General features: G+C 36.0%; 18 protein-coding genes and 1 tRNA gene. 4 read left to right on the top strand and 15 right to left on the bottom strand.

Features of this window, described 5'->3' with window-relative positions; genetic code table 11:
- Positions 1 to 47: 47 nt before the first annotated feature.
- From RNZ47_RS02500 to RNZ47_RS02445, 12 genes are all read right to left on the bottom strand, one after another.
- Positions 48 to 986 (bottom strand): 2-hydroxyacid dehydrogenase, encoded by a 939-nt coding sequence (locus RNZ47_RS02500; protein ID WP_311935870.1) that lies wholly within the window; start codon positions 984 to 986, stop codon positions 48 to 50.
- Between the two features lie 58 nt (positions 987 to 1,044).
- A complete protein-coding gene (locus RNZ47_RS02495) occupies positions 1,045 to 1,410 on the bottom strand; it encodes a cupin domain-containing protein (protein WP_311935866.1) in 366 nt (121 codons plus the stop codon).
- A 204-nt stretch (positions 1,411 to 1,614) separates the two neighbouring features.
- On the bottom strand, positions 1,615 to 2,988 hold the full coding sequence (gene mgtE, locus RNZ47_RS02490) for a magnesium transporter (RefSeq protein WP_311935863.1): 1,374 nt from the start codon (positions 2,986 to 2,988) through the stop codon (positions 1,615 to 1,617).
- Positions 2,989 to 3,048: 60 nt separating this feature from the next.
- Positions 3,049 to 3,846, bottom strand: a complete 798-nt coding sequence (gene rsmA, locus RNZ47_RS02485) for a 16S rRNA (adenine(1518)-N(6)/adenine(1519)-N(6))-dimethyltransferase RsmA (protein WP_311935860.1) — start codon at positions 3,844 to 3,846, stop codon at positions 3,049 to 3,051.
- A gap of 146 nt (positions 3,847 to 3,992) precedes the next feature.
- Positions 3,993 to 4,250 (bottom strand): hypothetical protein, encoded by a 258-nt coding sequence (locus RNZ47_RS02480; protein ID WP_311935857.1) that lies wholly within the window; start codon positions 4,248 to 4,250, stop codon positions 3,993 to 3,995.
- A 9-nt stretch (positions 4,251 to 4,259) separates the two neighbouring features.
- Complete coding sequence (locus tag RNZ47_RS02475; RefSeq protein ID WP_311935854.1) at positions 4,260 to 4,583, bottom strand: DUF4286 family protein; 324 nt, start codon at positions 4,581 to 4,583, stop codon at positions 4,260 to 4,262.
- Between the two features lie 49 nt (positions 4,584 to 4,632).
- Positions 4,633 to 5,145, bottom strand: coding sequence for a GNAT family N-acetyltransferase (locus RNZ47_RS02470; protein ID WP_311935853.1), 513 nt, complete (start codon positions 5,143 to 5,145; stop codon positions 4,633 to 4,635).
- Between the two features lie 68 nt (positions 5,146 to 5,213).
- Positions 5,214 to 6,983 carry a tetratricopeptide repeat protein gene (locus tag RNZ47_RS02465; protein WP_311935850.1) on the bottom strand — a complete coding sequence of 590 codons (1,770 nt, stop codon included), beginning with the start codon at positions 6,981 to 6,983 and terminating at the stop codon, positions 5,214 to 5,216.
- Positions 6,984 to 7,321: 338 nt separating this feature from the next.
- Positions 7,322 to 7,447 carry a hypothetical protein gene (locus tag RNZ47_RS02460; protein WP_311935847.1) on the bottom strand — a complete coding sequence of 42 codons (126 nt, stop codon included), beginning with the start codon at positions 7,445 to 7,447 and terminating at the stop codon, positions 7,322 to 7,324.
- A gap of 254 nt (positions 7,448 to 7,701) precedes the next feature.
- On the bottom strand, positions 7,702 to 8,973 hold the full coding sequence (gene serS / locus RNZ47_RS02455) for a serine--tRNA ligase (protein ID WP_311935845.1): 1,272 nt from the start codon (positions 8,971 to 8,973) through the stop codon (positions 7,702 to 7,704).
- 414 nt (positions 8,974 to 9,387) lie between these two features.
- Positions 9,388 to 10,698 (bottom strand): HTTM domain-containing protein, encoded by a 1,311-nt coding sequence (locus RNZ47_RS02450; RefSeq protein WP_311935842.1) that lies wholly within the window; start codon positions 10,696 to 10,698, stop codon positions 9,388 to 9,390.
- On the bottom strand, positions 10,688 to 11,626 hold the full coding sequence (locus RNZ47_RS02445) for a bifunctional riboflavin kinase/FAD synthetase (RefSeq protein WP_311935839.1): 939 nt from the start codon (positions 11,624 to 11,626) through the stop codon (positions 10,688 to 10,690). The genes RNZ47_RS02450 and RNZ47_RS02445 overlap by 11 nt, the downstream gene beginning before the upstream one ends.
- Positions 11,627 to 11,709: 83 nt before the next feature.
- Between RNZ47_RS02445 and RNZ47_RS02440 the strand changes: the two genes are divergently transcribed.
- On the top strand, positions 11,710 to 14,775 hold the full coding sequence (locus tag RNZ47_RS02440) for a reprolysin-like metallopeptidase (protein WP_311935837.1): 3,066 nt from the start codon (positions 11,710 to 11,712) through the stop codon (positions 14,773 to 14,775).
- 180 nt (positions 14,776 to 14,955) lie between these two features.
- Here the strand turns inward: RNZ47_RS02440 and pth are convergent, their stop codons facing one another.
- The 3 genes from pth to RNZ47_RS02425 all read right to left on the bottom strand — a co-directional run bounded on the left by pth (position 14,956) and on the right by RNZ47_RS02425 (position 17,527).
- Complete coding sequence (gene pth / locus RNZ47_RS02435; RefSeq protein ID WP_376717808.1) at positions 14,956 to 15,522, bottom strand: aminoacyl-tRNA hydrolase; 567 nt, start codon at positions 15,520 to 15,522, stop codon at positions 14,956 to 14,958.
- 388 nt (positions 15,523 to 15,910) lie between these two features.
- A complete protein-coding gene (locus RNZ47_RS02430) occupies positions 15,911 to 16,558 on the bottom strand; it encodes a 50S ribosomal protein L25/general stress protein Ctc (protein WP_311935832.1) in 648 nt (215 codons plus the stop codon).
- A 27-nt stretch (positions 16,559 to 16,585) separates the two neighbouring features.
- Complete coding sequence (locus RNZ47_RS02425; protein WP_311935829.1) at positions 16,586 to 17,527, bottom strand: ribose-phosphate pyrophosphokinase; 942 nt, start codon at positions 17,525 to 17,527, stop codon at positions 16,586 to 16,588.
- 144 nt (positions 17,528 to 17,671) lie between these two features.
- On the opposite strand from RNZ47_RS02425, the gene RNZ47_RS02420 reads away from it, so the two are divergent.
- The 3 genes from RNZ47_RS02420 (at position 17,672) to RNZ47_RS02410 (ending at position 19,877) form a co-directional block, all read left to right on the top strand.
- Positions 17,672 to 17,753, top strand: a tRNA-Leu gene (locus RNZ47_RS02420).
- Between the two features lie 242 nt (positions 17,754 to 17,995).
- Positions 17,996 to 19,243: a site-specific integrase gene (locus RNZ47_RS02415; RefSeq protein ID WP_311935826.1), complete on the top strand. Its 1,248-nt coding sequence runs from the start codon at positions 17,996 to 17,998 to the stop codon at positions 19,241 to 19,243.
- A 346-nt stretch (positions 19,244 to 19,589) separates the two neighbouring features.
- On the top strand, positions 19,590 to 19,877 hold the full coding sequence (locus tag RNZ47_RS02410) for a helix-turn-helix domain-containing protein (RefSeq protein ID WP_311935823.1): 288 nt from the start codon (positions 19,590 to 19,592) through the stop codon (positions 19,875 to 19,877).
- Positions 19,878 to 19,925 lie beyond the last annotated feature (48 nt).

Raw genomic sequence — 19,925 nt, 5'->3', positions numbered from 1 at the left:
CAGATAATAGTTTTTATCTGGACTTTTTTTATTTTAAGAAATCTTAGTTAAGAAAGTGTAAAGGCTTTAATTTTATCGACAATGGTTTGTGCCAATTTTTCTTTGCTTTCAACCGTCCAACCCGCGACGTGTGGTGATAATAAAACGTTTTCAGCTTGTATTAAATACCGAAACGGTTCTGGCATGGTTGAAGAAAACAGGTTTTCGAACGATGCTTTTTCGTACTCTAAAACATCCAGTCCCGCGCCTAAAACCTTACCCGATTGTAATGCGGAAACCAAATCTTTGGTCACGACACTTTTGCCCCGTGCCGTATTAATTAGCCAAAACGGTTTTGTAAATTGATTGATAAAAGCACCATCAATCATATTAATGGTTAAAGGTGTTTCCGGTGTGTGCAAACTTAAAACATCGGCACGTTGTTGCAGTTCTTTTAACGAAACCTGTTTTGCATTTTTATCGGCGACATGGTCTTTAATATCGTAACATAAAACCGTAACATCAAAACCAAGTAGTTTTTTTGCAAAAGCCTTACCCATATTGCCGTAGCCAATAAGACCAACCGTTTTTCCGTCGAGCTCTAAACCACGGTTTTCTTCGCGCAACCATTTGCCTGCTCTAATTTCTTTATCGGCTTTATTCAATTTATTAAATAACGCTAGCAACATGGCTAAGCTGTGCTCACCAACGGCATTTCTGTTGCCTTCGGGTGCGGCTATTAATGCAATTCCTTTTTGTTCGGCATAATCGCAATCTATATTTTCCAGACCTGCACCAACACGACCAATAAACTTTAAGTTGGTTGCGGCATCTAAAAACGATTTGTCGATTGAAAACCGACTTCGAATAATAAACCCGTCGTATTGATGGATTTTGGCTTTAACGGCTTCTTTTGATGAGGTATAATCTTCATGGTTTGTAAAGCCCAAATCGTTGAGTTGGTTAATTAATAGTTCGTGATTGGTGTCTAAGTGTAGAATTTTCATTTTAAAACATTAAAAGAAGATGCAACATCCCGATAGCTTTCGGGCGCGCATGACGTTACTATATTTTTGGATATTCGGTTTGAGTTTTTTCGTGTTGTACGTTTCCAGTGTGCGCCGTATTTAGTTTTTCGAATAGTAGCACATGGACTTCTTCGTTGTTTTTTGTACACGGATTGTGCTCTACGCCTTTTGGAACCACAATAATTTCGCCGGTATTTACAACTTCGGTTCGGTCTCTAAATTGCATGTATAAGGTGCCTTTTATAACTTGAAAAAGCTCGTCTTCATTGTCGTGGCTGTGCCATACAAATTCGCCTTTAAGTTTTGCCAATATAACCTGCATATCGTCGACCACGGCAATTTGATGTGGGTGCCAGTTTTTTAAAAATTTTGAAAACTTTTGTTTGATATTTATTGCCTTCATTCTACAAAATTACGATGTTTTGCGTTAGGGATTGATGCGGCATCCTTTTTTGTGCTTAACTATAAAGTTTAATATAAAATTTACTTTAAAATATATTGAAATATTTGATGAGATACTGAAACAATTTCGGCACAAGAAAGATATAGCGGAAAGCCCGACCACGTGCCCTGAGCGCAGTCGAAGGGTTGGGGTAACGCCCAAAGACTAAAACCCCAATATTAATTTGGCTATTAAAAAATACATTAAAATACCAAACACATCGTTGCTTGTTGTAATAAAAGGGCCTGTGGCCACGGCGGGGTCTATGCCTCTTTTATCTAAAAAAATAGGTATAAATGTGCCAATTAAGGCTGCCATAATAATGACCGAAATTAGCGCGATACCAATAGTGATTGAAACAATGTACGGTGTGCCAAATAAAAAATGGGTAATAATTAGTGCGATGATGGCAATGGCGAAACCGTTAACAACGCCCAGAAAAAATTCTTTAAAAAGCCGTTTTATAATGTTGCCGTCCACACTGTCGTTTGCCAACCCCTGTACGACGATGGCTGACGACTGTACGCCCACGTTTCCTGCGGTTGCCTGTATAAGCGGCACAAAACTGAGCAACACGATAAACGAGCCCATGGCTTCGTTAAAATACTCGATGATGCTGGCTGCTCCCAAACCACCAAACATGCCTATAAGTAGCCACGGTAAACGTGCTTTGGTTAGTTTTAAAATGCTATCGTCGGCCTCCACATCTTGGGTAATACCAGCTGCCAATTGGTAATCTTTTTCGGCTTCTTCTTTTAATACGTCTACAATATCGTCAATGGTGATTCTGCCTAATAATGTTTGTTTATCGTCTACCACAGGAATAGCTTCCAAATCGTATTTTGCCATGATTTTTGCTACATCTTCTGCGTTGTCGTGTACATTGACATAATCGACATTGACTTTTACCAAGTCTGATATTTTTTGGTCGCTTTTGGCGACTATTAAATCTTTTAACGACAGACGGCCAATGAGTTTTTCTTCTTTATTGACCACATAAATGGAATGCACCCGTGTAACTTCTTTGGCTTGCCCTCGAATTCGGCGCATGCATCCGGCAACGGTCCAGGTTTCGTAAACTTTAACCAACTCTTTTGCCATAAGCCCACCGGCTGTATCCTCATCGTAAGCTAAAAGTTCTGTGATTTCCGCTTTGTGCTCAAGGTCTTCAATCCTGTTGATAACTTCTTGCTGACGCGCTTCGGGAAGTTCTGAGATAATATCTGCGGCGTCATCGGTGTCTAACTCCTCAACTTCTTCGGCGATTTCTTGTGCCGATAGATTTTTTAATACTTTTTCCCGATTGTCTTCATCAAGCTCCATCAGTATTTCTGAAGTCGTTTCAGAATCCAACAGCTTAATAACATACATGGCTTCTTCCAGATTTAATTCATCTAGAATTTCGGCTATATCGGCGTAGTGAAACTCATTGAGTAGCTTGCGGAGTTCCTTATCGTTATTAACTTCAATAAGTTGTTCTACTTGCCCAACAAGTTCTTTTGTTAGCTCAAATTGTATGTTTTCTTTTTCTTCGGACATGAGATTTAAAACTTCTCGATACTATTTCAAAACTCATTTTGAAATCACTCGAAGTGACATTTAACTTTTATCGTTTTCAATTAATAGCGTAAGCTCAATAAAGGCTTCTACACTTAATTGTTCCGGACGCTTGCCAAATATAACATTTGCTTTTAAATTATCGGATAAATTGAAGATTTTTAAACTATTGCGAAGTGTTTTTCTGCGTTGTTGAAAGGCTGTTTTTACTGTTTTAAACAGTAATTGTTCGTTACAGGGCAGTGCGTAGTTTTCTTTTTTTGTGAGCCTTAAAACCCCGGATTCTACTTTTGGTGGCGGATTAAAAACCGATGGCGGAACGGTAAACAAATACTCGGCACTATAAAAGGCTTGCGTTAAAACCGAAAGAATGCCATAAACTTTACTGCCTTCTTTTGAGCAGATGCGTTGCGCCACTTCTTTTTGAAACATGCCTGAAAACTCTGGAATTTGGTCGCGCATTTCCAACGTTTTAAAAACGATTTGCGTTGAAATATTATAGGGAAAGTTACCAATAATAGCAAAGGGCTGGTTTTTAAAAACGACGTTTAAATCGAATTTTAAAAAATCTTCTTCTATGATTCTTGGTGCTAGATTTAGGTAATTGGCTTGTAAATATTCAACCGATTCGGTATCGATTTCTATCACATAGGTTTCAATCTCTTTTTTAAGCAAATACTTGGTTAAGACGCCCATTCCCGGGCCAATTTCAAGAACTTTTTTATAGTCTTTCAACGATAAAGTATCCGCAATTTTTTGTGCCACAGATTCGTCTTTTAGAAAATGTTGCCCTAAATGTTTTTTTGCTTTTACTTGATGTTGGTTTGGTTTGTATGCCACGAATTTGCGAATGTTTTTATGTTGTTTACGAAGATAGAAAACTATGTTTCGAAAAGCTTAATGCACATGAAGATTTTTTTGTCTCGCAAAGACGCAGAGACGCAAAGTGTAATATTTAATAGATTTCTATTATTTTTTTTAAAAAATCAGTTAGTGGTTTCGTATAACTTGGGGTTAAACCCAGCTATTGTAGAAACAATAATAACTAAAATTATAAAAAATGTGATTCCTAAATAAAAAGCTTTATATCTATGTTTTTTTAATCCCGTTTTTGGATTTACTTCATTTAAAATATCTGAATAAGCAATCTTTCTTCCCTTAATTTTATAATATAAATACAAAATTGTTCCTCCCGTATATGTTATAATTAATTGTTTTACAACGATATTGTATAATTGCTCCATTAATATTATCTACTTAAAATTAACCGTATATTCATCTACAATTTGTAGCTCGGTTCTGAAAGCCAGCATTTTATCTCCGAATTTCTTTAGGCCCTCAATCCTAAGTTTTTCAGCATCGTCTCGATAATAGGCATCTAAAGCTTCGCGCGAATACGAGCGGTATTGAATGGAATAGGTTTGTCCGCCCATGTCTTCTTCAACCAAAACCTTGGTTAAGGTAGCTTTTTCAAATTTCCCAGTGCCCAATACTTGCGGAATGTGTGCTTTAATCCACAGCAACCATTCGTCGTGAATGCTTTCGTCTATATTTACGGTTACGTTGTATATATACATTTTTATTCGGTTTTGGATTCCTGCGTCTGCAGGAATGACAGCGTTTTGTTTATATTGTTTTTGCAAATAACAGGAGTTCTTCGTCATCATCAAAAGGATTTACCCTTTTTTCGAAAAGCAGCCCTAGTTTTTCTAATAATTTAATTGAATTCCGGTTATCTGGATTTGTTATGGCTACAATTTTTTTAAGATTGAATTTAAACTTGGCAAGTTTTATAATTTCAACCGATGCTTCAAAACCCAAACCTTGGCCTTCGTAGTCTTCCAAAAATGCAAATCCAATATCAACATCATCTAATTTATCGCGTTTCGCCAAGCCACAAGTGCCAATGGGCTTGTTGTTTTTCTTCAGGGTTAGTTTATAAAAACCAAAGCCGAAATCTGCATAACTTTTTATGGTTTTATCTTGTAAATACAATTCGGTATCGGCAATATTTTTAAGGTTTTTATCCCCAATATATTTTAGGCAGTTGGGTGAATTTGCCAATTGCAAAAAGAAAGGCGCATCAAAAAGTGTGAATTTTGAAATCAATAAGCGTTCTGTTTCGGCTATAATCATCATTAATTTAAAATTCCAAAGTTGGCTGGTTTTTAGTTTTTGGGATTTGGAATTTGATCATTGGGTTTTATTCAATTTATGGCATCGCCCCGTAATGCGCGGTATTTTTTTCGAGCTTCAACAAAATAAATACTATCGGCATGATTAAAAATAATTTGCTCGTATAAGGCTTTTGCTTTTTCCGGTTCGTTCAAATATCGCTCATAAATATGTGCTAGTTTATAATAGGCATCGTCCACCAGAATACCGCCTCTGTAATTGGCGATTATTAATTCGTAATTGGCCTTTGCATTTTCAAATTCTGCCTTTTTTTCAAATAATTGAGCTTGTTTGAAAAGCGCCTGAGCGATGATAGGCTCGGTTTTATGGTTTTCCAAAATGGTATTTAAAGTAGAAATGGCTGTATCGTTTTTGTTTTGAAATTCCAGTAAATCGGCTTTCGCATATAGTTTTAATGCCGTATGTAGGGAGTCTTCGTATTTATTATCAGTAATCAATAATTTTAAATCGAGCGCATCGTTGGCAATAAGTTGCGAGGTTGAGGCTTTTAAAATTTTAAGCTGTGATTCGGCCCATTTAAAATCGCCCTTATAATAACTGGTTTTGGCCACTTTATACCGCGCTTCCTGCGAAAGCGTGCTGTTTTTTAGGTTGCGCTGTATTTGGGTGTAATAAATCAATGCTTTGTTAAATTTTTCCTGAAGCACTAAAACATCGCCCAGTTCCAGTTTTACCTCGCCCTTTTCAAATTCGGTAAGTGGAAGTTCTAGCGTGTTTTCTAAAAACTCGATGGCCGTTTGGGCTTCGTCTTTATAAAAGGCTAAAAAATGCGCATAGGAAATCTGTAGTTTTAAGGTTTGCGGAAACATGCCAAATTCCTTAAACAATGCTAAATATGTATGGTTTATAGCCTCGTAATCATCAGGGGTACTTGCTTTGGTTTCAAGCTGCAACAGGCTGTAATGGGCATGTAGTTGGGTTTCTAAATCTTGGGCGGTTTCAATTAAAAACGTATAGATTTCTTTGGCAATTTCGTTGGCGTTTTCATTGGCGGCAATACTTGCCAATTCTTCAATTCTACTTAAGCTTTCCGGTTGTCGGTTAAAAATGGCTTTCTCTTGGATAAATGCTTTTTTAAAATCTTTTTGCTGAATAAATAACCAACTCAACATTTCGTTCCAAAGTAAATTGGGCTGTTGTTGGGATTTTTTAAGTAGAATTTTTTTGAATAAAATATTGTTTTCATTCGCACTGTTTTCACTTATAAAATCGTTGATAAACCGTTTGATGTTATTTAAAGCCACAGGATTTTTTTCGGCAAATTCAATATAGCTGACAAACATTTTTTCAACATTTCCTTGTTCGCCGTATATTTTGGCAAGCTGAAATTTAAAATTTAATTCCGGCTTTAAAACCATGGCCTTTTCGTACACCGTAATGGTTTCGTTTAACAACGTATGGTTTTGAAAACTGCGCGCCACCGAAAATGCATTATTTACGTTGTTATCTAAACTATTGATGGCCTTTTGATAGAATAAATTTGCGTTTTCCAAATCGTTTTTAAGTTGGTAATTATATCCCAACTCAACAAAAAAAGCAGGGTAATTTATGCGATTTATTACGCTTAAAAGAAACTCTTCGGCTTCGTTGTATTGCTCTAATTGCTGATGCGTACTTACAAGTTGATTGATGTAATTTATGTTTAAAGGCGATTGTGCATATAATCGTTTATACTCGTAAAGCGCTTTTTCAAAATCCCCTTTATTAAAATAGTCTTTTGCCAAAACATCCTCTTGCGAAAACAGACTGGTGCAAAAAAGTAAACATAAAATAAAAAGCATCCTCATGACGTAAATATAGCGAATGTGATGGTTAGTAATTGTTGAAGTTTTCTTAAATTTTATATTTGGTTAAAAAGAGGAAGAACTTTTAAGAGATCCCGATTCTCATCGGGATTAATTCAACTAACTGATTTTTGGTCGTTAAAAAACCTCCATAAATTAGAGTTTCATTAAAAAAATGCCCGAATAAAAATTCGGGCATAAACCAATCAACAATACCTTTGCTATTAACAACCGTTAATTTGAAAGTAATATTACTCAAGATTGGGGACTGTCTTTAATTCTCGAAAAAACGAGAACGACTACTAAAAAGAAAATTTAGTTTTTTAAGCAAATATTTACTTGCTTACCACTGCCGCAGTAGCCTTATTTTCAGTTTTAATTATTTCGAAATCTGAAAATAATACTTTACCGGCAACCAAAACTAATGCAATTAAAAGCAATAAGCGTTTAATATTTTTCATGGTAGGTTAAGTTTAATTTTTTGGTTGAAGCTAACTTCTATAATATATTTCGATTTGCAAAGAAAATCCATGTAAATTCGTTAAACAACATGAAATATTTGCATTTCGTCGAGTTATTTTAAAAAATGAACTTCAATTTGTAGGTTTTTATTTATATTTCTAGATTAACGTTTATTATATAGTTCTCGATACAATTCCAATTAAAAAATTGGAATCACTCGAACTGACAGCTGTCTATAAAATCAAAACTGATTTTAATCAATAATCGAAAATCCGGTGTACGATTGCAACACTTCAGGAATTACAATACCGTCTTTGGTTTGGTAGTTTTCTAAAATGCCGGCAAGTACTCTTGGTAACGCTAAAGCACTTCCGTTTAGTGTGTGCGCCAATTCGTTTTTTCCATCACTGTATTTAAAACGCAATTTTAAACGGTTGGCTTGAAAGGTCTCAAAGTTAGAAATAGACGAAATTTCCAACCATCGGTCTTGCGCTGTTGAGAATACTTCAAAATCGTAAGTCAATGCCGCTGTAAACCCTAAATCGCCACCGCAAAGCCTTAAAATCCGGTACGGTAATTTTAACTCTTGCAAAATGGTTTTTACGTGGTTTACCATGCCGTCTAATGCTTCGTAAGATTTTGTTGGATGCTCAACCCGTAAAATTTCAACTTTATCAAACTGGTGCAATCTGTTTAAACCTCTAACATGTGCGCCATAACTTCCGGCCTCGCGACGAAAACACGGCGTGTAACCAGTAATGCCAATTGGCAATTCGCTTTCGTTTAAAACCACATCTCTAAAAATATTGGTTCCCGGTACTTCGGCCGTTGGTATCAAATACAAATTATCCTCGGTAACGTGGTACATCTGCCCTTCTTTATCGGGGAGTTGCCCCGTACCAAAACCAGAAGCTTCGTTAACCAAATGTGGCAATTGATATTCCGTGTATCCAGCCTCGGTATTTTTATCTAAAAAATAGGCGATTAAAGCGCGTTGTAATCGGGCACCTTTTCCTTTATAAACCGGAAAACCTGCGCCCGTAATTTTATTTCCAAGTTCAAAATCTATAATGTCGTATTTTTTGGCTAACTCCCAATGCGGCAAGGCGCCATCGTGTAAAACCGGTATATCGCCTGCTTTAAAAACCTCTTCGTTATCTTCATCTGAATTTCCAGATGGGACAATCTCATTTGGTACATTCGGGATTTTATATAACAACTCATTTAATGCTTCAACTTTGTTATTAAGTGAATCATTAAGGGTTTTGGATTTATCTTTTAACGCACTCGTTTTTTCTTTCAGGGCATTTGCCTTTTGCGCTTCGCCAGATTTGTATAAGTTCCCAATTTCTTTTGATAGCGCGTTCGATTCCGCCAAAGTATTGTCCAATTCAGTTTGAATACGTTTTCTGTCTTCATCAAAAGCAATAACCTCATCAATCATTTTTGAAGCATCAATGTTTCGTTTTGCTAATCGTGCAATTACCAAATCTTTGTTTTCTCTAATAAAAGGGACTTGTAACATGGGTGAAAAATTTAAGGGACAAAAGTACATGATTTTTTTCATTTTTTAGTTTCTTAAAACCAAATGAAATAAAATTATGTACTAATAAAATGGTTACTAAAGTAAAGCTGAATTTTGTACTTTTTTAAGACAAAAATTTAGCATTTTACTGAAGAAATTTAATGAATTACAGATAGAGTAAAACGATGTTTTTCAGATGATTTTTTTGGGCGTTACCCCGAAAAAGGGGTCGGGCTTTCGGCAGTCGCTTCCTCCTGCGTCGGCGAGCTCCAACAAATGCCTCAATCCCTAACGCGAGACAGTCTACATTGGGCAGTTATCAGTAAGCAGTCAGGTATAAAATCTCAAATGTTTTAGCTTTTTTCTTTTTCCATGAGTAGCTATCCCTCCCCTTTGGGGAGGCTAGGAGGGACTTTACTTATAAGGTAAAATCCAATCGTTGTGTTTAAAATAATTCCAAGGCACATGGGCCAAATCAACATTTGGGTTTATGAGTTGTTTATATGGTTTTCCGTTAACGCTCACTTTACAATTTACGTAAACAGCAACCTCTTGTCCGTCTTTTTTAAACAGGGCCTTTAGTTTTTGCGAAAACTGCCAAATAGCATCTGGTTTTGTGCTTGCCAAACGTTTTTGTTTTGGGCTTAAATAATCGTCTAAATTTACGGGGTAACTTTTGCCGGTATTCTTGTTTTCAACCCGGTATGTTGTGCTTCCGCTTTTGGCCCTAAGCATCATGCGCCACGACAGGCGGTGCCCTTCTTCGGTCCAAAGTACATCGTCTTTTATAAAATGATGCCGCAGCGGCAATCCTATTTGAATCAAAAAATATATGGCAAACAACGTAATAAGTTGGGTTTTGTATTTAGGCATGATAACCTCGTTCAATTCATAAAAAACCTTCTTTTTAAAAAATAACTTTTGAATGGTTTTCGGGTCGAAAAAAAACACGGTAAAAGCCAATGCCAAATACGGAAAAATGCCAATTTGAAACACAAACGAGTTAAACAGATGAAAAAATATAGCTGTTATAAACGCCCATTTTCTGGTGGCTTTAAATAATAGCAACGGAATAATTAAACCATCGAACACAATACCGCCGTAAGCCAACACAAAATGCATCCATTTTTGTTGGAGCAGTTCACCTACTAAAACATAGTTCTGTTTGCTTTTCATGAGCAATTCCATAACCGAAGCATCCAACCAATCGGGGTATAATTTGGCTGCCGACGCATAGGTATAAACAATAAAAAGTTGAAGTACAAACACCCATTTGCACCATTGGGGCATGGCATAACTTTTAAGTTTTGGGTTTTGTTTGACATCGATTGAAGCATACCTATTTGCGGGCATAAAAACCATAATGCTACTTATAAGCATCAATAAATAATAATGGTTATTGTACGACGATTTTTGCATGAAATACGTTGCAGACCACATAATTGTAAAACCTAAAATGCTTAGGCGATATTTGTAACCCAGCATGATGCCTAAAGCAAATATGCTCATTACGGCATAATACCAATACATACCGCTACCCGGTAAGGGTTGCAACCACTCGAAACTGATAAACGAAAACGTGAATTTGGGGTCGATAAAAACCCGTTTTACCCAACCAGTATAAATGGCGCCAATAGATTCTATAAAGCAAAGCAGCCCAAAAAAGATTCTAAAAATGATTAAAGCCGAATTATCAATATGTTTAAATAGCCATTTATCTAGCATGATGTTTCGCAATATACACCAAGGCGGTTTCCCTATCTTTTGCCAGTTGGTTTTTTAAGGCCTCAACCGATTCGAATTTTTGTTCGTCGCGAATGCGTTCGTACAGATCTATTTGGATGGTTTTGTTATAGATATCTTTATTGAAATTGAAAAAATGCACTTCAATGCTTTCGGTATTTCCAGCTACAGTTGGATTCATGCCTATATTCAGCATGCCGAATACTTTTTTGTTGTTGATGGTTGAACTCACAATATAAGACCCGTATTTTGGTATGAGTTTATAGTTTTCTTCAACCTTAATATTTGCGGTGGGGAATCCTAATTTCTTGCCTAAACCCTTGCCTTTAACAACGGTTCCGGTAATCATAAAATTATAGCCTAAAAACATATTGGCTTTTGCCATTTGGCCTTCGTTTAAAGCTTTTCTGATTTTGGTTGAACTTACGGCCACATCGTTAATGTCTTGTGCTGAAATTTCCTCAACTTCAAAATCATATACTTTTCCAAAGCGTTTTAAATCGTCGATATTGGCATTTCTGTTTCTGCCGAATCTGTGGTCGTAACCAATTATTACTTTTTTGGCATGTAGTTTATCGACCAGAATTTGCTTAACAAAATCCTCGGCGGAGAGCCTTGAAAACTCTTTGGTAAATTTTTTAATAAGCAAGTAATCCAATCCTAAGGCGTCTAATATGGCATGCCGCTCATCAATGGTGTTAATTAATTTAATAGAAGAATCTTTTTGCAAAACCATACGCGGATGCGGAAAAAAAGTAAGGATTACAGATTTTAAGCCTTCTAATTTCCCAGCATTAATTAAGCGCTTAACAATTTTTTGATGCCCAATATGTACGCCATCAAAAGTACCAATGGTAACAACTGTAGGTGCCTGTGCCTTATATGATTCAATATTATTTACACTGTTCATTTAACAAATAAAATTGCAAATCCCATCTTAAAAAATTAGATTTGTTAGCAATCCGATAAAAAAATTGCTCGAAAAAAATGTTTATGAAAACAAAACTACATTATGTTTTATCAATAGCAATACTTTTGTTTATATTTTCGGCTACGGCCCAAAATACGACATGGAAAAAAATTGAGCATATTGAAAACTCAGAAAGTTTAACAAAACTTAATCTAAATAATGATACCGTTCATTTATTCGAACTGAATGCTTCGTTATTGCACCAAGAGGTATTATCTACGCCGTTACGAAACGCCCAAAAAAAGGCATCGGCTAAAACAATTAGTATTCCTGGTTTAAACGGGGAACTTGAAAGTTTTAGCCTTTTTGAAGCTCCTGTTTTTTCACCAGAGCTTACCGCAAAATACCCTAACATTAAATCGTATTTAGGGGTGAGCACTAAAGACCCTAAAACGCGATTGCGTATGAGCGTTTCCCCTCAGGGTGTTCAAACCATGATATCTTATGTTGATAAACCAACGGTGTTTATGCAACCCGTTAAAAAGGGAAGTAATGAATATGTTTTGTATGCAAAACATTCTAAAAACAAATCGACCGACCGTTTTGAATGTAATACCATTGATGAGTTAAATGAGACGTTTAATAAATCGAGTAAATCCAAAGTCAACGAAGGTGGAGCGAATAACCAAACGTTGCAAAAATTTAGAATAGCCGTGTCAACCACTGCTGAATATACAAACTACCACGATGATGGAATCCCAGGAAATGGAAATGCCGTTGCCGATGCGCTTGCTGCCATTAACGCTACTTTAACACGGGTAAATCAGGTTTTTGAAACTGATATGGCGGTAACTTTTGAGCTTATTCCAAATAACAACTTAGTTGTTTATACAGATACCGCTACAGACCCCTATTCTGAAGCGAATGTAGGTGCAGACTCAGATAATTCAAACAACTTAAACGGATGGAGCCTTCAAGTTCAAAACACATTAACCACGGTACTTGGAAATTCAGCTTACGATATTGGCCACTTATTTGGCGCTTCTGGTGGCGGTGGTAATGCGGGTTGTATTGGTTGTGTTTGTAGAGACGATACGGCCAGCACAACAGACAAAAACAAAGGCAGTGCTTTTACTTCTCCATCTAACGGCATACCGGAAGGCGATACTTTTGATATTGATTATGTAGCCCACGAAATAGGCCATCAAATGGGGGCCAACCACACATGGGCTTTTTCTACGGAGGGAACTGGAGTAAATTCAGAACCCGGCAGCGGCACAACTATAATGGGTTATGCCGGAATTACAGGTGCTGATGATGTTGCCCTAAACAGCGACGATTATTTCCACTACCATAGCATTAAGCAAATACTGGATAATTTAGCCACAAAAAGCTGCCAAACTACCGAACCTATTACTAACAACCCACCAATTGCAGATGCTGGGAACGATTACAATATTCCCAAAGGTACAGCCTATGTTTTAAAAGGTGCTGCAACCGATGCTGATGGGAGTGATAACCTTACCTATTGCTGGGAACAAATTGATAGCGGGGTAACAAATTATCAGAATTTTGGCCCAACATTACCTGGTGGTTCTATGAATAGGTCCTTACCTCCAACTGGATTTGCCGACAGATATATTCCTAAATTTTCGAGTGTAGTTAGCGGTAACACAACCCAAACAGACCCTGTTTTAGGGAGCGATTGGGAAACCGTTTCAACAGTAGCAAGAACTTTAAACTGGGCACTAACAGTAAGAGATAGATCGCCTTCATCTGCTGTTGGCGGACAATCGAGCTTCGATACAATGCAAATAAATGTTGAAGATGTGACCCCTTTTACGGTAAACAACCCCGTTGCATGGACACAAGGTACCAGCCAGACGGTAGAATGGGAAGAAGGGCAAACAACAAACGGCACTATAAATTGCCAAACGGTGAATATTAAATTATCTACTGATGGTGGCCAAAAATTTTTAACAACTATAGCTACAAATGTGCCCAATAACGGATCGTACACTTTTACGGTTCCGGCAGTTGCCAATACCGATGAAGCAAGAGTATTAGTAGAGGCTGCCGATAATATTTTCTATGATGTTTCTGATTTTGATTTTTTAATTTCAACAGATCCTGATTTTTTAATGGTAAATGAAACGCTAAGCCCTATTGCCTGTAGCGACAACTCAGCTACTTTTACTTTTGATTTTGTTGCTACCAATGGTTTTTCGGAAAACACGGTGTTTAGCGCTTCAGGAAACCCCGGGGCTTCAACCGTTTCCTTTTCGCCAACGACCAGGAGTTCTTCTGGGCTTGTAACCATGACCGTTTCCAATTTAGATGTACCGCAGAATGATTATACCATAACCATAACGGGAACACCTAGTGTATCTTCTCCTAAAAACAAAAATGTTGCGCTTCCGTTTTATAATGGCAATTGTACATCTGTAGCGAATACAGATTTTGATACGAGTACTACTTTAGTAGAGTTTAATGCCATTAATAACGCTTCTACAAAACCTTCGGGTTATTCTGATTACACTTCTATGTCCACAAATGTAAATAGAAATAGTAGTTACAATTTAACCGTAAACGTTAACACTGCAGGAAGTTATACGACGAATACTACGGTTTGGGTGGATTGGAATCGTGATTGTGAATTTGATGATATTACTGAAGGCTATGACTTAGGAACGGCCAATAACGTAACTGATGGAGTCACATCAAATTCAGCATTAAGCATAACAATCCCCAATGATGCTGTTTTGGGTAATACCCTAATGCGCATATCTACAAAATGGGATGGCGAAGGGATTCCTGTGGCATGCGAAAATGGTTTTGATGGCGAAGTGGAGGATTATATACTTAACGTGCAAGCATCGTTAGCTGTTGAAGAATTTGGGTTTGAAAATTTCATGGTTTTCCCCAACCCAAACATAGGCGAGTTTACCATAAAACTGAACAGCTCGCTATCTCGTAATGTTGATATTGAGGTTTATGATTTAAGAGGACGAACAATTTATAAAAGCACCTACAAAGATGCTGGCGATTTTAATAAAAAAGTGAATTTGAACAAGGTTCAATCTGGAATGTATATTTTGAATGTAAGCGATGGGTTACGAACATCTACTAAAAAGATAATTGTTGAGTAAATAAAAGTCAATTCATAAAAAAGGACTGACACTGAAAAGTCTAATTCTTGGTTATACGGAGTACTTCGACTGCACTCAGCACAAACTTTGTCCAAATATTTTAACTTATTGACAATCAAGATCGGTTTCGACAAGCTCAACCTGACCAATTAAATTAAAAAGACATTTTAGACAGCTTTTTTATTTTCCATTAAATGAATTCATGGTATGGTTAACACCTGCCAACACAAAAGATTTTATGAGCTCAACGGATTTCTCTAAACGCTCATTGAGGTTTTTGTTTTCATCGTCGGTCCATTCGCCCAAAACATAATCTACTTGCCGGCCTTTGCTAAAAACATCGCTTATGCCAAACCTAAACCGGTTGTATTTTACGGTGTTTAATTTGTCTTGAATATCTTTTAGTCCATTATGTCCGCCATCGCTTCCCTTGGTTTTTAAACGGATGCTTCCGAAGGGTAAATTTAAATCGTCGGTTATAACCAGTAGGTTTTCTAAAGGGATTTTCTCTTTTGTTAACCAATACAAAACGGCTTTTCCGCTTAAATTCATATAGGTATTGGGTTTTAAGAAAATAAATGTTCTGCCTTTTAATTTGTATGTCGCCATGTCTCCCAGTTTATTGGTTTCGAAAACCAAGTTTTCTTTATCGGCAAAATAATCCAAAACCTTAAAACCAATGTTGTGCCTGGTATTTTGATATTTTTCGCCAATATTTCCTAAACCTACTATTAAGAATTTTTTCATGGGATCTTGTTGTGCTGTTTTGCTTTTCTTTTTAAATATGTTTGATAAAAACTGCCACATGCTATTTTTATTTTTTAGCTAAAATACATAAACATGCCAAAATATGGGTGGTTACTTTGTTTTGGGCTGATTTGCCCGCGTTAGGGATTGATGCGGCATCCTTTTTTGTGCTTAACCAACCATAAAGTTTGTTTTAAAACGTTTTTTACAATGTGGGAAACAAACTTGATGAGATACTGAAACAAGTTCAGCACAAGAAAGATATAGCGGAAAGCCCGACCTGCCACCTTGAGCGGAGTCGAAAGGCAAGGGTAACGCCCAAGTTTTAAACATAAAAAAAGCACCCTGAACGAAACAGGATGCTTGTAAGGATTATGTTTAAAGTAATTTATTCTTTTGCTGCAGCAGCATCGTCGGTTTCGGTTGCCGGAACATCTCCTGCTTCTTCGCCTTCTGCTAATTCTTCATCATCTTCTTCGTCTTCGATAGCTACTCTGGATGTGCTTACTCGACAAACAACCGTGTTGTCGTTATGTAAAAAAGTGTACCCGTCGGTTGGTAAATCGCCAACTGCAATTTTATCGCCAATTTTTAGAGGTGTGATATCTATTTCTATAAAATCGGGCAAGTTTGCTGGAAGTGCTTTAATACGTAGCTTTCTGTTGGTTCTTCTTAAAACACCACCGTTTTTAACACCTTTTGAGTTACCCACAAGTTGTACGGGGATATTAAGGGCAATTTCTTTGTCTTCGAATAACTGATAGAAATCTACGTGTAAGATTCTGTCTGTTACCGGGTGAAATTGAATGTCTTGAAGTACTGCGTTTAAAGTTTCTCCGTTGTCCAACTCAATCACAACTGTATGCGCATTTGGCGTGTATACAAGTTTAGAGAAGGCTAATTCTGGTGCAGAGAAATGCACTGGTTTGTCTCCTCCGTATAGTACGCAAGGAACCTGACCAGCATTACGTAAGGCTTTTGTTGCTTTTTTGCCCACGCTTTCTCTTTGAGATCCGTTGATTGTAATTGATTTCATTTTTCTATTTATATATTAATTATTAATTTACATTACAAATTGAGAACTAATGGATTTATTATGATGCACTTTATGCATAACGTTTGCAAATAAATCGGCACAGGTTAATACCCTTACTTTATTACTTTTTTGTGTTAAGGGAATTGAATCTGTTACTATTAATTCTTCTAATTTTGAATTTTCTATTTTATTATAAGCGTCACCAGATAAAATAGGATGTGTACAAATGGCTCTTACACTTAAAGCACCACGCTCCATCATTAAATCTGCTGCCTTGGTTAGTGTTCCTGCTGTATCTACCATATCGTCAACCAGAACCACGTTTTTGCCTTCCACGTTACCAATGAGTTCCATATGGGAAATTACATTAGCCTTTGCGCGTTGTTTGTAACAAATAACCACATCGCTTTCTAAAGCCTTGGAATAGGCATACGCTCTTTTTGAGCCACCCATATCTGGCGAAGCGATGGTTAAATTAGGCAGATTTAAGCTCTTTAAATAAGGCAGGAAAATGGTAGATGCAAATAAATGATCTACGGGTTTTTCAAAAAAGCCTTGAATTTGATCGGCGTGCAAATCCATTGTTATAATTCTGGTAGCGCCTGCAGCTTCAAGCATTTTAGCTATTAATTTTGCTGCAATTGGCACTCTGGGTTTATCTTTTCTATCTTGTCTTGCCCAGCCAAAATATGGCATTACTGCTGTAATGTGTCTCGCCGATGCGCGTTTTGCAGCGTCGATCATTAACAGTAATTCCATTAAATTTTCAGAACTCGGATTGGTAGATCCTATAATGAAAATTCGTGTCCCTCTAATCGATTCTTCATAAGAGGGTTGAAATTCGCCATCGCTGTAAGTTGAGGTAATTACATTTCCTAAACTTGTGCCATAGGCTGCAGCAATATTTTTAGCTAGTCCTGTGCTTTGTGAACAGGTAAAAATTTTAGCTTCGGTAATAGCGTCGGGCATGGTTAACTTATTGTTTTATAGCGCAAAAACGGCACTTTATTTTTAACGAGGTGCAAATTTATGCATTTATTTTAACCTAAAAAGTATATTGTCGAGTATTTTTATGAATTATATGGAAAATATATATATTTTTGCGGTCTAAATGCTCAAGTGGCGGAATTGGTAGACGCGCTGGATTCAAAATCCAGTTTCTTCGGAAGTGTGGGTTCGATTCCCACCTTGAGTACTTTTTAAACACCAAATTATAATAAAAAGCCTGTAAATCAATGATTTACGGGCTTTTTAATTTTATTTGATGTCATATAATAGCATAAAATACCATTTAAAAAGGGGCTAATTCGGTGTCACTAAATTTGATTTTTCAACTGACACCGAATAGCTTATAAGCGTTTGTATTTCAGTTAATTATGAAAAGTATTGTTTGTTGAATTTTTAGTATATTAAAGTCTAAAATAACAACTGACACCGATGAACAATTCATTATCAATTTTGTTTTACATTAAAAAGAGTAAAGCGGATAGCCTTGGGAAGGCTAATATCTATTTAAGAATAACGGTTGATGGTAAACGAGCGGAATTTAGTATTCGACGCAAAATAACCCCAGCTAGATGGAGCAATGAAACAGGCTTAGCCAAGGGAAACTCTAGTGAAACGCAGGAGCTCAATAGATATATTTCGTCAATAAAAAACAAATTATATCAATGCGAACAGCGTTTTATTGACAAGGGAATACCAATTACATCTAAAAAATTACGTGATGCCCTTTTAGAAAAGGAGACCAAATTTAAAATGCTGATTGAGGAATTTGAGAATCATAATAACCAAGTTGAAAAACTAATAGGGATTGATTTTGCTCCAAATACATTGATAAGATATAAAACAACGTTAAATCACTTAAAAAAGTTTCTGTTAAATGAGTATAACATTAAGGATATTGCATTGAATCAAATAGACAATGTCTTTATTAATAGATTAGAATATTATTTTAAAACATCGGAAAATTGTGGACATAATACCACATTTAAATATATTTCAAATTTAAAAAAGATTGTCAGGATCGCATATAATAATGGTTGGATTAAAAAGGATCCTTTTGTTCATTATAAAACAAAGTACAAAACTGTAGATAGAGAGTTTCTAACGGAACAAGAAATTCAAACCCTGATTGAAAAGGATTTCAGAATTGAAAGACTGAATCAAGTCAAAGATATTTTCATATTTTGTTGCTATACAGGTTTAGCATATATTGATGTAAAAAAATTAGTGAATAGTCACATTGTTTTAGGAATTGATGGAGAATATTGGATTAATACAAAAAGGACTAAAACAGATAGTAAAATAAACATTCCACTTCTTCCAAGCGCCTATAATATTATTAAGAAGTATCAAAATTTCTCTGAGATTATAGATGATGACAAAGTTCTACCAGTATTAAGTAACCAAAAAATGAATGCATATTTAAAAGAAATTGCTGTTATCTGTGAAATAAATAAAAACTTAACATTTCACTTGGCACGACATACTTTTGCAACTACTGTAACGCTTACTAATGGTGTTTCAATAGAATCGGTAAGCAAAATGCTTGGTCACAAATCATTAAGAACTACCCAGCACTATGCCAAAATTCTTGATAAAAAGGTAAGTGAGGATATGAATGCATTGAGGATAAAAATGAGTGGAGTAAAACAAACAAACTCTAATAAATCAATAAAATAATGGGTAACTATAAATGCCACAATAGAAATTAATAGTAAATCTGCGTTTTTCTATTCCATTATTTACAAAAATCCTCGAATTCCATTGTTAATAACTCAAAACACCCTCAAATCGGTCATTTTCTGATATTTAGTTTGATGTCATTTGATATCATATAACATCAAAAAAAAATAGAGAATAATCTTATGATGGTATATGGTCTAATTTGTTGTTTTATAATTAGTTGTGAATAACTAATTGAAATTCTTTTTTCTTTCAATAGCCACGTTTTCTACCTTTATTTCTATAATCCCATAAGGGAAAACAAAAGCGCTTTTGTTCATTTTATTAACCTAAAGCAATAAAAATGGACACTATTTTAATTCTTGAACGATTGGATCGTTTAGAAAAACTACTCATAGGAAGTAAAGAGGTATTGACCTTTGATGAAGCCAGTGATTATACGGGCATATCCAGAAGTTATCTTTACAAACTCACAGCTTCTAAAAAAATTCCACACTCCAAACCCAATGGTAAGATGGTTTTTTTTGATAAAAAGAAACTTGTGGATTGGTTACTCCAACATAAGCGAGAACCCGAACTAAAAATAAAGGACAACAACCAAGCAGGTAATCTAGCAAAAAAGAATGTCTAAACTTTTTTAAGACAAAATCAAACGGTCTAACAATCTGCTGTGATTTCT

This window comes from Hwangdonia seohaensis (genome assembly GCF_031932625.1).
GTDB lineage: Bacteria > Bacteroidota > Bacteroidia > Flavobacteriales > Flavobacteriaceae > Hwangdonia > Hwangdonia seohaensis.
This window is presented reverse-complemented; position numbering and strand designations above follow the sequence as displayed.